The 16,012-nt window shown below is 74.2% G+C and carries 10 protein-coding genes; 6 read left to right on the top strand and 4 right to left on the bottom strand.

Features of this window, described 5'->3' with window-relative positions:
- The 4 genes from ACWCRD_RS40240 to ACWCRD_RS40225 form a co-directional block, all read right to left on the bottom strand.
- A partial coding sequence (locus ACWCRD_RS40240) for a M20/M25/M40 family metallo-hydrolase (protein ID WP_450970632.1) occupies positions 1-2,359 on the bottom strand: 2,359 nt, incomplete at its 3' end.
- Positions 2,360-2,389: 30 nt separating this feature from the next.
- Positions 2,390-3,736, bottom strand: a complete 1,347-nt coding sequence (locus ACWCRD_RS40235; protein ID WP_450970631.1) for an MFS transporter — start codon at positions 3,734-3,736, stop codon at positions 2,390-2,392.
- 3 nt (positions 3,737-3,739) lie between these two features.
- Positions 3,740-7,147 carry a non-ribosomal peptide synthetase gene (locus ACWCRD_RS40230; protein ID WP_450970630.1) on the bottom strand — a complete coding sequence of 1,136 codons (3,408 nt, stop codon included), beginning with the start codon at positions 7,145-7,147 and terminating at the stop codon, positions 3,740-3,742.
- A complete protein-coding gene (locus tag ACWCRD_RS40225; protein ID WP_450970629.1) occupies positions 7,144-7,902 on the bottom strand; it encodes a 2OG-Fe dioxygenase family protein in 759 nt (252 codons plus the stop codon). The genes ACWCRD_RS40230 and ACWCRD_RS40225 overlap by 4 nt, the downstream gene beginning before the upstream one ends.
- A 219-nt stretch (positions 7,903-8,121) precedes the next feature.
- Between ACWCRD_RS40225 and ACWCRD_RS40220 the strand changes: the two genes are divergently transcribed.
- The 6 genes from ACWCRD_RS40220 (at position 8,122) to hypE (ending at position 16,001) form a co-directional block, all read left to right on the top strand.
- On the top strand, positions 8,122-9,777 hold the full coding sequence (locus tag ACWCRD_RS40220) for a condensation domain-containing protein (protein ID WP_450970628.1): 1,656 nt from the start codon (positions 8,122-8,124) through the stop codon (positions 9,775-9,777).
- 53 nt (positions 9,778-9,830) lie between these two features.
- Entirely contained in the window at positions 9,831-10,535 is a 705-nt protein-coding gene (locus ACWCRD_RS40215; protein WP_450970627.1) for a thioesterase II family protein, read from the top strand.
- Positions 10,532-11,362 (top strand): SDR family oxidoreductase, encoded by an 831-nt coding sequence (locus ACWCRD_RS40210; RefSeq protein ID WP_450761982.1) that lies wholly within the window; start codon positions 10,532-10,534, stop codon positions 11,360-11,362. Before ACWCRD_RS40215 ends, ACWCRD_RS40210 begins: the two co-directional genes overlap by 4 nt.
- A 23-nt stretch (positions 11,363-11,385) precedes the next feature.
- On the top strand, positions 11,386-14,169 hold the full coding sequence (locus ACWCRD_RS40205) for a non-ribosomal peptide synthetase (RefSeq protein ID WP_450970626.1): 2,784 nt from the start codon (positions 11,386-11,388) through the stop codon (positions 14,167-14,169).
- Positions 14,170-14,257: 88 nt separating this feature from the next.
- Positions 14,258-14,845 carry a cysteine hydrolase family protein gene (locus ACWCRD_RS40200; RefSeq protein WP_450970625.1) on the top strand — a complete coding sequence of 196 codons (588 nt, stop codon included), beginning with the start codon at positions 14,258-14,260 and terminating at the stop codon, positions 14,843-14,845.
- Between the two features lie 124 nt (positions 14,846-14,969).
- Entirely contained in the window at positions 14,970-16,001 is a 1,032-nt protein-coding gene (gene hypE, locus ACWCRD_RS40195) for a hydrogenase expression/formation protein HypE (RefSeq protein WP_450970624.1), read from the top strand.
- Positions 16,002-16,012 lie beyond the last annotated feature (11 nt).

Raw genomic sequence — 16,012 nt, 5'->3', positions numbered from 1 at the left:
CCGGGCCCGGCGGGAGCAGGCCAACACCGATCGGGTGGGCAGCGATACCGCAGGGGTATCGATACCGGTCGGGGCCGGTACCCTGGCGGCGTGGACGCAGCCGCAACGGCTGCGCGCCGCGGACCTCCAGCTGCACCTGGGTGCCCGGCCCGGCGGGCGGCGCCGCCAGCAGCAGCCCCCAGCGCCAACCGCCGTGTGCGGAAGGCCGGTTGACGCCACCGGGGATGCGCTGCCCGGCGACCGTGGCCCGCACCACGGTGGCGTCGCCCGCGTCCGCGTACAGGTCGATCTCGGCCGCCCGCGAGCCGGTGGCGGCCACGGAGAGCGTGATGCGGCGGACGTCGCCCGTGCGTGCGGCGGCAACGACCTTCACCACGGGGACGGGGACGGTCGCGGCGGGCGCGGACCCGGTGTGCCAGCGGGCCGGCTGGTCCAGCGACGGGAAGACGTCCTCCAGGGAGCCCGTGGCGGCGCCGACGTAGTGGTCCAGCCAGCCGGAGCTGCCCGCACCGCTGGAGGCCCAACGGGCCCGGCCGGTGTCGGCGTCCAGGGCGTAGACGAGGCTCACCTGCGCGGGCCGGGACGCGGTGGGCGCACCGGTCAGCACCGCCACGCCGAGCGCGGACAGGGCGCCGGCCGTACCGAGCGCGGTGGCACCGACGGCCCACCGGCGCCGGGTGCGGCCGGGCACGGCGGGCAGGGCGGGGGCGAACGCGAGGGCGAGCAGGAGCGCCGGGGCCGCGGCGAGGGCGACGGGCACGGTGTCGAAGAGCAGCACGCCCACCGGCACCAGCAGCGCCGCGCACGGCACCAGGGGCGCCGTCGCGAGCGCGCCGCGCCACACCGAGCCGGAGCCGGCGCGGGCCGCGGCCGCGAGGCCCGCCGCCCCGGTGAGCGCGGGCCACAGGAACAGGTACGAGGCGCCCGGCAGCCACACGGCGGTCAGCACCGCGCACAGGGTCAGCCACGCGGTCGCCGCGGCGCTCACCTCCAGGGCGGTCGCCCGGCGGCGCAGCACCACCGCGCACACCCACAGGACGGTTGCCGTCAGCAGGACGGCGGCCAGATGCAGCGGTCCGGGCCGGTAGGGGCTGCCCAGCGCGAACCCGGTCCACTGCGGCCGCAGCCAGGTCGCGACGGGCCACACCAGGCTCACCGCGCCGGCCGTGCCCAGCAGCGCGAGGGGCAGCGCGGCCGCACTCGTCGCGGTCCTTGCGGGCCGCAGGGCGCCGCGTCGGACCGCGTACCAAAGGGCGGCGCCCAGGACGGCGACGGCCAGGCCCGCGCCGGGCAGCACCAGGCCCATCGGGTAGCGGACGAGGACCGGCCCCACGGTGAAGTACGTCGCCCGGCCCGCGTGCCGGGCGCTGCTCAGGTCGGCGCCGCCGAGCCGGCGGGCGGCGGCCAGGACGGTGTCGCCCATGTCCTGCAGGCTTCGCCGGCTGAAGTCGGCGAGGTTGTCCTGCGGGGTGTGGTAGTTCGCGGAGGTGCCGATCACGGCGAAGTTCATGCCGGTCATGCCGGCCTTGCGCAGCACGGTGAAGTCGGTGTCGTTGGGCAGCATCCGGTACACCTCGTCGGACAGCGAGGTGACCACCGGAGGCCGGTCGCCGAGTGCCGGGACCAGAGCGGCGTTCCCGCTGCCCGACTCGAACATCACCGTCCGGCCCGAGGTGCCGCGGGCCTCCAGGTTGAGGACGACGGTGGAGGCCGCCGGTGCCGTGTCGCGGGCGACGAAGGCGCGGGACCCGAGCAGGCCGGGCTCCTCGCCGTCGGTGATGAGGAAGGTGATGTCGTTGCGGGGTGCCGGGCCCGCCTTCAGGGCGCGGGCCACCTCCAGGAGGGTGGCGAAGCCGATGCCGTCGTCGGACGCGCCGTGGCTGTTCTCCTCGGAGTCGTAGTGGGCGACGATCAGCAGCCGGCCGCTGGGGTGGGTGCCGTGCAGGGTGGCGCTGATGTTCTGCGTCCAGGCGGCCACGGCCGCGCCGTGCCCGGTGGCGCTGCTGGTGCCCGGCTCGATCCGCGCGTCGAGCCCCACCTGTCGCAGCCGGCGCAGCAGTTCGTCGCGTACCCGGTCGTGATCCGCGGTGCCGGTGGCGTGCGGGCCGCCCGCCACGGCGGCGACGTGCGGGTAGGCGCGCGCCGCGGAGAAGGAGCCCGCCGGCGCGGACTTCGGCGCCGGGGCAGGTGTCAGGCTCGTCCACAGCACACCGGCGAGGGCGGCGGCCAGGGCGAGCACCGGCACCAGGAGACGGGCGAGAACCCGCACCGTCCGTGACGGGCGGGGCGGGCCCGGCGCGGGCGGTCGCGGCTCCCGGAGGGCGGTGAGGCCCCGGGGGGTGGTACGGGTATCGGCCATCGGTCAGCTGCTTCCTTGTCGTGGGGACGCTCAGGTCCGTTCCGGTGCTTGGGTCCGCTGCACTGCTTCGGCCCGCTCGTGCGCCGCCGCCTCGTCGGTGCGCGTGGCGTGCGGGGCGCGCGCGGTGGCGTGCGCGCCTCGCCCGTCGTCCCCAGCCGCGTCGAGAGCATCCGGGGACAGCCGCAGCAGCGCCGTCACGGTGGCTGCGGCGAGCAGGGCGGCGGCGAGCAGGAACGGCGCGCGCAGCCCCGCCACCCCGGCGATCGCACCGCCGGCCAGGCCGCCCAACGGCGACACCCCGTTGACGACGAACCGGTAGCCGCCGTTGACCCGGCCGAACAGGGCGCCGGGCACCAGCGCCTGCCGCAGCGAGGTCGTCACCACCGTCGCCAGCGAGATGGCGGCCCCGACGAAGGCCAGGGCACCCGCGGCGAGCAGCGGGCGCGAGGTGGTCCCGGCGATCAGGAACGACAACGGGCAGAGGGCGAAGGCCAGTTGGAGGGTGCGGGCGCGGCCGAGGACGCGGGTGACCACAGGGGCGAGCAGCACCCCGGCGAGGCCGCCCACCGCGAGGACGACCAGGAGCATGCCGTACGCGCGCTGGCTGATGTGGAGCACGTTCAGCGCGTACAGGACGGCGATGCCGAGGACGGCGACGACGGCGAAGTTGAGCGCGCCGACGAGCACGCACACGGTGCGCAGCACCCGGTGGCGCCACAGCCAGCGGATGCCCTCGGCGGTCTCGGACACCACGGCGCGCGCGGTCAGCCCGCCGGCCCCGGGCGGCGCGGGTCGGGCACCCGGGAGGCGGACGCTGCACACCAAGGCCGCCGAGACGGCGAAGGACAGGGTGTCCAGGGCGAACGGCACCGGGTGGCCGAGCGCGAACAGCGCGGTGCCCAGCGGGGCCCCCAGGAACTCGCTGCTCACCAGCTGGCCCCCCATCAGGCGGCTGTTGGCCGACTCCAGGGTGCCGTCGCCCACCACGTCGGACACGACGGCCTGCGACAGGTTCTCGGCGAGCGTCGTGATCGAGGTGAGCACGAACGAGACTGCGGCGAGCACGGTGATGCCCGCCCGGCCGGTGAGGATCAGCAGCACCAGCGAAGTGGTGACGAGGGCTCGGGCCACGTCGCAGATCCACAGGGTCCGCCACCGGTCGAGCCGGTCGACCAGGGCGCCGGCGAACGGGCCCACACAGGTCCACGGCAGCTTCCCCGCCACCGTCACCAGCGCGACCGCGAACGGGTCGTGGGTGAGGGTGGCCGCGTACAGGGCGAGCGCCACGGTGCGCGTGCCGTCGCCGACCCCGGAGGCGGTGGTGGCCGCCCACAGCCGCCCGTACCCGTACGCGAAGCGCGACCTGGGCAGCGCCACGGGTCAGCCCTCCAGCTTCTGCCGGACCTCGCTGTGCGACATGGACTGCACCTGCCGCACCAGGGCGGCCACCCGGTCCACGTCGATGCCCGCCTCGGCGCCCTCGGCGCGCATCAGCGTCGCGAGGGTGGCGAGGGTGGGTGCCTCGACGAAGAAGTGCAGGGGCAGTTCGAGCCGGAACAGCTCACGGATCCGGGAGACGACGATGGTGGCGAGCACCGAGTGGCCGCCGCATTCGAAGAAGTCGTCGTCGACCGAGACGTCGGTGATCTCCAGCGTCTGCTCCCAGATGCCGGCCAGGACGTGCTGGAGGTCGTCGGCGGGTGCCCGGCGCTTTGGGGCGGCGACGGGGCCGGGTTCTGGCAGCGCGGCGCGGTCGACCTTGCCGTAGGGGGTGAGGGGGAGGGCGTCGAGCACGACGAAGAGGTCCGGGACCATCGGCGAGGGCAGCAGGGCGCGCAGGTGGGCGCGGAGCGCCGCGGTGTCCGGCGCGTCCGGTCCGGGCGGCACGGTGACATAGCCGACGAGGCGGGTGCCGCCGTCGGGCGCCGCGGCGGCGAGGACCACCGCGTCGCCGACCCGGGGATGGGCGCGCAACGCGCTCTCCACCTCGGCGGGTTCGACCCGGTAGCCGCGGATCTTGGCCTGGTGGTCGGTGCGGCCGAGGAACTCCAGCGTTCCGTCGCGGCGCCAGCGGGCCCGGTCGCCGGTGCGGTAGAGGCGGGCGCCGGGGACGAAGGGGTGGGGGACGTAGACGTCCGCGGTCTGGCCGGGGCGGTTCAGATAGCCGCGCGCCACCTGTACGCCGCCCGCGTGGAGTTCACCGGGAACGCCGACGGGCTGCAGCCGGCCGGCGCCGTCCAGGACGTAGAGCTCACTGCCCGGCACGGGCCGTCCGATGGGCACGGGAGCCTCGGCGGGCGCGGTGACGGTGTGCTCGGCGATGTTGATGGTGGTCTCGGTCGGCCCGTAGGAGTTGACCAGGCGGATGTGCGGTGCCTGGGCGAGGAGTTCGTCGGCGAGGTCGGCGGGGAGTTCCTCGCCCGCGCTGATCACCAGCTTCAGGGCGGTCGCCGCGCGGGACAGACCGCCGAGGGCGAGGACGGGGCGCAGCGCCGAGGGCACGAAGAAGCAGGTGGTGACGGAGTGCCGGGTGAGCACGGAGTACAGGTAGTCGGCGTCGGTGCCCCGGCCCGGTTCGGCCAGCACCACGCGGCCCCCCGAGCAGAGCGCGACCAGGAGCTCCCACATCGAGGTGTCGGCGCTCAGCGGAGTCTTGTGCAGGACGCGCTCGTCCTCGTCGAGGCCGAGGTCCGCGCACATGCCGGCGAGCCGGTTGGCAAGTCCTGCGCGGCTGACGAGCACTCCCTTGGGGGCGCCCGTGGAGCCCGAGGTGTAGAGCACGTAGGCGCCGGCGGCGGGCAGTTCGCGCACGTCGGGCCGGTGCGTGGGCAGGTCCGCGGTGAGGGCCGGGAGGTCCTCGACGGCGAGCACCTCGGTGCCCTCGGGCAGCCGGGCCGCGAGGGAGGTGTCCGTGAGGGCGAGGCGGGGCACGGCGTCGGTGACGATCCCGGCCAGGCGCCCGGCGGGATGCTCGCTCTCCAACGGCAAAAGGACGGCGCCGGCCTTGAGGACGGCGAGAACGGAAACGATCAGGTCGAGGCCGCGCGGCAGCAGGACGGCCACCCGGTCCTCGGGGCCGACGGAGCGGGCACGCAGCAGGTGCGCCACCCGGTTGGCCCGCTCGTCCAGTTCGCGGTACGTGAGGTGCTGCGCGGTGGCGGGGTGCGGGGCGTCGGCGACGACGGCCGTGGCCTCGGGTGTGGCCGCCGCGTGGGCGTGGAAGGCGTCGAGGAGACCGCCGTCGCCGACAGCGGGCACACCGCGGCCCGACCAGTGCAGGGCGAGCCGGGTGTGCTCCTCCTCGGTCATGACCGGAAGGTCGCGCACGGCGACGTCGCCGTCGGCGGCGAGCGCGGCGGCCAGGACCTGACGGACGGCGCGGGCGATGCGTTCGGCGGTCTCCGTGTCGAACAGGTCGAAGGAGTACGACAGCCAGCCGGTCAGGCCGCCGCCCTGCTCGTCCGGCGAGAACTCCAGGGACAGGTCGATGTCGGACCCGGTCTTGGGCAGGTTGAGCGTCTCGGTGTGGACGCCGGGCAGCTTCAGCCGGCTCAAAGGGACGTTGCGCAGTGCGAACAGGGCGCGCACCAGGGCCGAGCGGCCGCTGCTGCGTTCGCCTCCCGCCGCGCGCACGATCTGCGGGAAGGGCACTTCCTGGTGGGCGAAGGCGTCCAGGCTGCTGTCGCGGGCGGTGCGCAGCAGTTCCCGGAAGGAGGCGGCGCCGTCGACGGGCACACGCAACGGGAGGGTGTTGACGAAGAAGCCGATGAGCGGCTCCCACTCGGGCCGGTCGCGGCCGGCCACGGCGGTGCCGATGACCAGGTCCCGCGCGGCCGACCAGCGGTGCAGCACCACGGCGTACGCGGCGAGCAGCACCATGAACGGGGTGGCCTTCTCGGTGCGGCCGAACCGGGCCGCCCGCTCGACCAGGTGGGCGTCCAGGTCGATGCGGACGGCGGCGCCCTGGAAGGTCGGCCTGGCCGGGCGGGGCCGGTCGCCCGCGAGCTCCAGGGGAGCCACCCCGTCGAGCCGCTCGCGCCAGTGGGCGAGCTTCCGGGCGGCCTTGTCGTCGGCCGGCCAGGCGTGCTGGGCGGCGGCGAACTCGGGGAAATTGACCGCCAGTTCGGGCAGGTCGGCGGGGCGGGAGGCGACCTGCGCCGCGTAGCACTCGGTGAGTTCGTCGACGAGGACTCCGAGCGACCAGCCGTCCACGACGATGTGGTGGACGCACAGGGTCAGCAGCCAGGAGCGCCCGTCGGGGGCCTCGGGATCGTCGGTCAGCCGCCACAGCGTGGCGCGCAGCAGCGGCGCGGCGGACAGGTCGAAGGAAGGACGGGCGATCCGGCCGAGGAGCGCGGGCACCTCGTCGGCGCGGGCCCGTCCGGTGCCGAGGGTGACGTCCACCTCGTCAGGGGCGCGGACGACCTGTACCACGCCGCGTTCCGGGTCGAGTTCGAAGCCGGTGCGCAGCGCCTCGTGCCGGGCGACGACCGCGGCGAGCGCCCGCTGAAGCGCCTGCGCGTCCAGGTCGCCGCGCAGCCGGACCGCGATCGGCAGCAGGTAGTTCACCGCGGTCGGGTCGAGTTCGTACTGGTAGTAGAGCTGCTGCTGGCCCGGGGCGGCCACGAAACGCTGGGTTCCCCCGGTGCGCGGCAGAGCGGTGACGGGGACGTGTGCGGCGGTCCGGCCCTGGGCGAGGCGGCGGGCGAGCAGGGCGCGCCGCTCGGGGCTGAGGCCGGCCACGGCGCGCTGCAGGCCGGAGGGCTCCGGGGAGAGGGTCTCGGTCATCGCTGTTCCTCCACGTCGGCCGGAGCGGGGGCGAAGTCGACGATCAGTACGTCGCGGTGGCTGGGGCGGTCCGGGTCGAGGGGGGTCAGCGGAGTCACGTCGTGCAGCAGCCGCCGGTCGTCCACCAGCAGCTGGTCGCCGGGTTCGGCGAGGGTCGCGGCGAACAGCCGGGTGCCGTCGTCGTCGTACAGGGAGCTCTCGCCGCCCGTGAGGTTGGTGCGGGCGACCAGGAGCGAGGTGACGTATGTCGAACCGTCGCGGTGGCGGCCCTGCGGGGCGGGCCTGCCGACCTGGTCGGAGCTGGTCACGATGCGGAACGGGTGCAGCTTGACGTCCCAGTGCCGCACCCCTTCGACGCGGGAGAACACCTCGCCGAGGCGGCGCACGACGGCGAACGTCAGCGGGTCCGCCAGGAACGCATCGGTGAGCGGGTCGAAGTGGCGCCGCACCCCGCCGTTGAGCGGGTTGACGGCGCTGTCCTGGTAGTAGGGGGCGTGCGGCTGCGCGGTCAGCCGGCCGTTCCCGGTGTCGAGGTGGAAGTGCCCGTAGCGCCGGTACCGGTAGGTGCCCCCGTCCTTCATGAACGTGTCGAGGGTGAGGTCGTCCCAGTGGCGGGCGAAGCGCGCCCAGTCCTCGGAACCGGTGCCGGTCATCCGGCGCACCTCGGGCGCGGTCAGCAGATGGCCTCCCCACCCGGACAGGCCGTCGACGGCGGCGGTCACTGCCTGAGAGGCGGCCATGGTGATCTCGGACACGGCGTCCGGTCCCCTTTCGGTGGACGGCCCGGTGCCGCTGCGGCACGGTCGGATCGCATCGGCATGCGTCTTCTGGGTAAGGCCCCGCGAGCCGTCCTTGGATGCAACAGGCCCCCGCGCCCGTGCGGCAGTCAGGACATTGCCTGACTGCCCCCGACGGCCGGAGGGGCCCACCATCCGAGAAGGGCTGCCCTGGCAGTCGGACAGGGAGGGTGGACGTTGACGGCCGACGATTCGCTGACAGTGGTGACCTCATTCGCCCAGCAGAGCCTGTGGCTGCAGCACCAGGTGGACCCCGAGCGCGCCGCGTACAACATCACCGCGGCAATCCGGCTGCGCGGTCCGCTGGACGTGGCTGCCCTGGAGCGGGCGCTGAACGCGGTGGTGGCGCGGCACGAGGTGCTGCGCACGGTCTTCGCTCTGGACGGTGCGGACCCGGTGCAGGTGATCGGGCCGGTTCGCCCGCTGACGGTTCCCGTGCACGAGACCGGGCCGGACCGTTTCGACGCGTACGCCGACGATGTGCTGTTCGCGCCGTTCGATCTGCGTCGGGGGCCGTTGCTGCGGCTGGAGCTGCTCCGGCTCGAACCGGAGCACCACATCGCGCTTTTGGCGCTGCACCACATCGTGACCGACGGGACGTCCTCGGCGATCCTGCTGCAGGAGCTGTCCCACGCCTACGCCGCCGAACTGGCCCAGGTGGATCCGCTGTGGGAGGAACTGCCCATCCAGTACGCGGACTTCGCGGCGTGGCAGCGCGACGCGCTCGCCGGCTCCGCCCTTCAGCGGCTGACCGGGCACTGGTCGCGGGCCCTGGCGGACGCCGCACCGCTCGCCCTGCCCGCCGACCGGCTGCCCTGCGCGGATGACGCGGGGCACGGCGCCGTGCACCACTTCACGCTGCCCGCCGATCTCACCGCGCGCCTGGAGGAGCTGGCCCGCGCCGAGCGGGCCACCTTGTTCATGGTGCTGCTCGCCGGTCTCGACGCGCTGCTCGCGCGCTACTGCGGGCAGGACGACATCACGGTCGTCTCCCCCGTGTCCGGTCGCACCCGCCCCGAACTGGAGGGGCTGATCGGCTACTTCGTCAATCCCCTGCTGCTGCGCACCCGGGTGTCCGGCGCCTTGGGCTTCACCTCCCTGGTCGGCGAGGCCCGCGCCGCCACCCTGGACGCGTTCGACCATCAGGAGCTGCCCATCGAGCAGGCCGTCGAGCTGCTGCGCCGGCACGGCGGGCCCGGCGCCGAGGGCCTGCGCTCGCAGGTGATGCTGGTGCTGCAGAGCGCCCGGCCGAGTCACTGGCGCAGCGCCGGCCTCGACTTCGAGCTGATCCCCGCCGACACGTCGACCGCCAAGTCGGATCTGGTGCTCGAGGTGCGTCCCGAGGCGGACGGCGGCTGCGCGGCGGCCCTGGAGTACCGCACCGCGCTGTACGACGCCGCGACCGCCGAACGCCTGGCACGCCACTTCGTCGCGGTCCTGGAGGCGGTCTGCGCGCGGCCCGGGGAACCCCTGGACCACCTGCTCGCGACCGCCGTCCCGGACGGGGAGATCCCCACGGTGCGGGCCGGCGCCGCGGACACCGGCGCGACGTACGGGCCCGCGCCCGCGTACGTCGCGCCGCGCACCCCGCTGGAGGAGGAGGTCGCCGCCGTCTGGTCCGCGCTGCTCGGCAAGGAACGCGTCGGCGTGCACGACGACTTCTTCGACCTCGGCGGCCAGTCCCTGACCGCGGTGCGGCTCGCGGCCCGGCTGCGCGACGAGTTCGGCGTGGAACTGACGACGCGTGACCTGTACGGCGAATTCACCGTCGAGGCGGTCGCCTGGACCGTTCTGCAGCGGATGACCGCCGACGGGGAGCAGGCGGGCGCCTGAGCCGACGGCATCCGATCCCCACCACCCAGCGGACCCAAGGACTTTGGAGAGACATGTTGAATGCGGCGGTTGTGTGCTTCCCGCCCGGCGGCGCGGGCGCGGGCTTCTTCCACTCGTGGCTCGGGCAGCGCGAAGGGCTGACGGTGATCCCGGTGGAACTGCCCGGACGGGAGAAGCGGTACTCCGAGCCGGAGTGCACCGAGCTGGGCGCCCTGATGGACACGATCCTGCCCGAGCTGCGGTCCGCCACCGCAGGGTTCGACGAGGTCGCCTTCTTCGGCCACAGTTTCGGCGCGCTGCTCGCGTACGAGACGGTCCGGGTCCTCGCCGCCGAGCGGGACGGGCTGACCCTGGTGGCCTCCGGTGCGACATGGCCGGGCACGCAGCGGCCCGGACGCATCACCGGCCTGGGCGACGAGGAGTTCATCGCCGGCGTCCAGGCGATCGCCGGGTACCGCCACCCGGCCCTCGACGAGCCGGAGCTGCGCGATCTGGTGCTGCCCCCGCTGCGCACCGACGTGGCGATGCACGAGGGCTATGTGTACCGCGCGCACGAGCCCCTGGACGTGCCGGTCCTCGCGGTGCGCGGCGACTCCGACGACCTGGTGTCGGCCGCCGACCTCACCGAGTGGCAGCGGGTCACCACCGCCCCGCTGACCGTCGCGGAGCTGACGGGCGCGCACATGTACCTGGTGGAGGAGTGGCCCGCGCTGCTCGACCTGATCGCAGGGCGGCTGTCGACCGCCGGGGCGTCGTGAGCGGACGGCTCGGGGGCAGGACGGCGGTCGTCACCGGCGCCGGGCGGGGCATCGGGCGGGCCTGCGCCGCCGCGTTCGCCGCACAGGGCGCCGACCTGGTCCTCGTCGACATCGCCGGTGACCTTCCCGGTGTCCCCTACCCCGCGGCCACCCCCAGCCAGCTCGACCACACGGCCGAGCTGTGCCGCGAGCGGGGAGCCGCGGTGCTCACCGTCAAGGCCGATGTGCGCGATCCGGCCGCCTGCGCACGCGTGGCGGCCGATGCCGTCGAGCGCTTCGGCTCGCTGGACGTGCTGGTCAACAACGCGGGGATCGCGGGCCCTTCGGGGCGGATCGTGCACGAGGTCACCGAGGACGAGTGGGCGGTGATGATCGACGTCAACCTGAACGGCGCCTGGCGGATGCTCAAGGCCGTGGGTGCCGTGATGGTGGCGCAGCGCTCCGGCTCCGTCGTCAACGTCGCCTCCACCGCGGGCCTCGTCGGATACCGCAACTTCGCGGGCTATGTGGCCTCCAAGCACGGACTGGTCGGTCTGACGAAGGCCGCCGCGCTCGACTACGCGCCGTACCGGGTGCGGGTGAACGCGGTGTGCCCCGGCTCCGTCCGCGACAGCGAGGAGTGGGAGGGCCGGATGCTGGTCGAGATCGGCCGCAGCATGGAGATCGCGCCCGCCGACCACGAGGCCGAGTTCATCACCCAGATGCCCATGAACGCCCTGGTGGAGGCGGACGACGTGGCGGGGGCCGCCCTGTGGCTGGCCTCCGACGAGTCCCGCCACGCCACCGGCGGCGTGATCACCGTCGACGCCGGCTACAGCGCCCGTTGACCCGGACCGGTCAGGAGACGCACGTGTCGCCCAACCCCAGCTCGGTCACCGCCCGGCACGCCGCCGTGTACCCGGTCGCGCCCCGGTACACGGCCGAGGACTGCCGCGCCGCGCTGGCGGCCGACCCGTGGTCCGGCCCCGGCCGGCCGCGCCTGTGGACCGAGTCGGTGCCGGCGGCCTCCGGCAGCCCGGCCGCCCTGCGCCGTCGCGAGCGCGAACTGTACGGCCGCCACAGCGGCCCGGCCGTACGGCTCACCCTGCTCGAATACACCGACGGGGTACGGGAGTTGGTGGCCGTCACAGGGCCGGGCGACGACGGCCCCGACACGCTGGACCGCGCCGCGCTGGCCGCACTCGGCAGCACGGCGGCCCGGTCGGACACCGGTTTCCCCGCGGCTCGGGCGCCCGAGGCCGAGGACCGCGCCGCGTCGTGGCCCCGGTGCCGGGCCGTGGCGGTTCCCGGGCTCGACGGGGGCGGAGAGACGGCGGCGGACCTGGCCGGCGCACTGCTCCTCGTGGCCGCCCGCACGCACGAGGACGAGCCGGTCCTGGACGTCGCCGTGCACACCGCCGACGGGGTGCACCGGGTGTCACTGGGCACGGACGCGCTGGACGAGGACCAGCCGGTGGCCGCCTACCGGACGTGGGTGCAAGGGCAACTGGCACGGCCCCTCGCCACGGCCGGCGGCACCGGGCCGCGGCTCGCCCTCGACGTGGACCTGCGGCCGCGGGCGGTGCCCGCGCTGCTGCGCGTGCCCGCGCTGGACGCCCGCCACCCGGTCACCGTGCGGGTGACCGCGCAGGAGGCGGACGGCACCGTGCAGGTGCACTGCTGGACCCCGCCCGGAACGCCGCCGGACGGGCGGGCCGCGGACCTGCGGCACCGGCTGACCACGGTGGCACGACAGCTGCTGACCGGGGACCAGGACCTTCCGCTGGCCGCGATCACGTTGCACGACCCGGCCGAGCGGGCGCGCCTGCTGGCCCTCGGCCGTACCCCGCGCGGCACGGACAGCGGGCCGCGCCGCATCGACCAGCTGGTCCGGGCGCGCGCCGAGCAGGCCCCGGACGACATCGCCCTCACCGACCCGCAGGAGTCCGCCACCTGGACGTACCGCGAACTCGTCGACACCGCCGACCGGTTCGCGGCCGCGCTCCACGAACTCGGCGTGCGCCCGGGCGACCGGGTCGGGGTGTGCCTGGACCGTTCGGCGCGGCTCGTGGCGGTGCTGCTCGCGGTGATGACGGCGGGCGCCGCCTACGTGCCGCTGGACCCCACCTATCCGGCCGACCGCCTCGACTACACCGCGCAGGACGCAGGTATGTCCCTGGTGGTGGTCGAGGACCACGGCGAGCAGGGCGACGCCTTCGCCGGCCGCTGCACCGTGACGCTGTCCCGGCTGCGCGAACTCGCCTCCGTACAGCGGGAGTCGGCGCACGCACCGGCGGTGGGGCCGGACGATCCGGCGTACGTCATCTACACCTCGGGCTCCACCGGCCGTCCCAAGGGCGTCGTGGTGCCGCACCGGAACGTGGGCCGCCTCCTCGACGCCACCGCCGAGGACTTCCGCCTCGGCCCGAAGGACGTGTGGACGTGGTTCCACTCGGCGGCGTTCGACTTCTCCGTCTGGGAGATCTGGGGCTGCCTGGGCACCGGCGGGCGCCTGGTCGTCGTGCCGTACTGGACCTGCCGCTCCCCCGAGGACTTCCGCGCCCTGCTGCTGCAGGAACGGGTGACGGTGCTCAACCAGACCCCGTCGGCCTTCTCCCGGCTGCTGCGCCTGGAGGTCGCGGACCCCGCGCCTCTCACCCTGCGGATCGTCGTCTTCGGCGGGGAGACACTCGACACCCGCGCCCTGCTGCCGTGGTTCGACACGCACCCCGAGTCCTCCTGCCGGATGGTCAACATGTTCGGCATCACCGAGACCACGGTGCATGTGACGGCCTGCACCGTCACCCGCGCCGACGCACTCGCCGCCTCGCAGTCGGTGGGCCGCCCGCTGCCCGGCTGGAGCGTGCGCGTCCTCGACGCGCACGGCAGGCTGCTGCCGCCCGGCTGCGCGGGCGAGATAGCCGTCGGCGGGGACGGCCCCGCCCTGGAGTACCTGGGACGCCCGGAACTGACCGCCGAGCGGTTCGTCGACGACCCGGACGGCGACGGCCGCCTCTACCTCAGCGGCGACAAGGGGCGGCTGCTGCCCGACGGCCGGCTGGAACACCTGGGGCGCCTCGACAGCCAGATCAAGGTGCGCGGCCACCGCATCGAACTCGACGAGATCCGCTCGGTGCTGCTGGCCCACCCGGCGGTGCGCGCCGCCGCGGTCGTGCTGACGCGGCCCGCGGACGAGGACGCCACCCTCGACGCGTACGTCGTGCTGGACGGGGCGCAGCCGCTCGACGTGCGCCGGCACGCGGCCCGGCTGCTGCCCGAGTACATGGTGCCCGCCACCGTCACCTCGCTCGCCCAGCTGCCGCTCACCGTCAACGGCAAGGTGGACGTGGCGTCGCTGCCCGAGCCGCGTGCCCTGGCCGGTGGGGGTGAACCCGCGGCCGTGGAGGACGAGTTCGGGCAGGGCCCGCTGGGCGCCGTGCTCGCGGCCTGGCGCGTCACGTTCGGGGAACCGGTGGCACCCGACACCGACTTCTTCGACCTGGGCGGCAACTCGCTGCGCGCGCTGCGCATCGTGCACCTGCTGCGCGACGCGGGCATCCGCATCGACGTGCGCGACGTGTACCGGCTGCGCACCCCGTCGGCGCTGGCCGAATCCGCCACCGTGGCCCCCGCGGACCAGGCGAGAAGCGCCTGACCGAGCCGTGTAAGGGCTTTGCCCGACTGTCCCGGACGCCGCCGGCGGCGGGATGTTCGAGACCTGACACCGACCCGAGGAGTTGTTCATGAGCAAGGTCGCGGTCCTCACCAATGACCTCCAGTACGACCTGGTCAACAAGAACCAGGAGCGCATCGACGCCGTGACGGAGGCCACGCCCAGCTTCTCGGCCTTCCTCAAGGACATGCGCGAGCGCGGTCACCACGTGGTCCACCTGCAGCTGATCAACAGGCCCGACGACCCGGTCGCCGAGCGCTACGAGGGCGGCCGGCTGCCCGCGCAGAAGGGCACCCAGGGCGCCGAGATCCTGCCCGTCTTCCTGGACGAGACCGACATCCTCGTCGAGAAGAACAAGGACAGCGGGTTCTACGAGACCGACCTGCACGACCGGCTGCAGGCGCTCGGCGTCGAGACCGTCATCGTGACCGGCATGCAGGGGCAGATCTGTGTGCAGACCACGGCCGCCGACGCCTTCTTCCGTGGCTACAACGTCTGGGTTCCCAGCGACTGCGTGGTCTCGGCCCGCGAGCACGACAAGGTGCGCGCCCTGGACTGGCTGGACGGCTACTGCGCGACCGTCGCACCGTCCGAGGAGATCGTGCGCATCCTCGACACGGACGGCGACCTGCCGCGCAAGGTGTTCCGCACCCCCTGAGGGCCTGTGCCCGCACGCGTCCCGCCCCTCGCCCGGCGTCGCCCCGCACCGCATCCCAACCCCTCATCCGGGTACGCCCGATCCCTGTGACGTGCGTACGTCCTCGACCCCACCGGGAGTCACGTTGCCGACGGCCACGACGTCCTTTCTGGACCAGCAGATCGTCCTTGACCACGGGACCGGGGCCCGGCTCAGCCGGGAGCTCGTCGAGTTCGTCGTGGAGGTGCTCGCGGACGTCTACCTCGGTGAGATGGAGGACAGCGCCGTCCTCCCGCCGCTGGACGGCGCGCTCGCCATCACCACCGACTCGTTCGTGGTCGACCCGCCGTTCTTCGGCAACGGCGACATCGGCAAGATCGCGGTGTGCGGCACCGTCAACGACCTCGCGGTGGCCGGTGCCCAGCCCCGCTACCTCACCCTCGCGATGATCCTGGAGAGCGGGCTTCCCATCGCGCAGCTGCACCGGGCCCTGGAGTCGGTCCGGGACACCGCGCGCGAGGCGGGCGTCAAGATCGTCGCCGGTGACACCAAGGTGGTCGGGGCGGGCGAAGCCGACGGCATCTTCCTCAACACCGCGGGCGTCGGCGTCTTCACCTCCCCGCCCAAGCGCATGAAGGACGTCGCCGTCGGCGACAAGATCCTGCTCAGCGGGCCGATCGGCGACCACACCATCCACCTCCTGTCGGTGCGCGAGGGCCTCGGCTTCGAGTCCAACGTGCTCAGCGACTGCGCCCCGCTCAACGGCATGATCGACGCGGTGCGCGGCGCGGTGCCCGAATCCGCGGTGCGTTCCATGCGCGACGTGACCCGCGGCGGCCTCAACGCCGTACTGCACGAGTACGCCTCCGCCGTCGGCCGTGCGCTGCGCGTCGAGGAGGAGGCGCTGCCGATCAGCTTCGAGACGGCGATGGCCGCGGACATGCTCGGCATCAACCCGATCAACTGCGCCAACGAGGGCTGTCTGGCGCTGTTCGTGGCCCCCGAGCACGCGGACGACGTCCTGCGCACGCTGCGCGCCCACCCCTACGGCAAGGGCGCCGTCGTCATCGGCGAGGTGACCGAACGACCCGATCCCGTCGTGGAGCTGACCGGAAAGGACGGCCGGATCAGCGAGGTCGAGGAACTGCAGGGCGCCGAGCTCCCCCGCCTTTGCTGAGCCGACGAGTG

The sequence above is a fragment of the Streptomyces sp. NPDC002092 genome, from assembly GCF_053593775.1.
The sequence above is the reverse complement of the archived record's forward strand: the minus strand, read 5'-3'. Positions and strand labels throughout refer to the sequence as shown.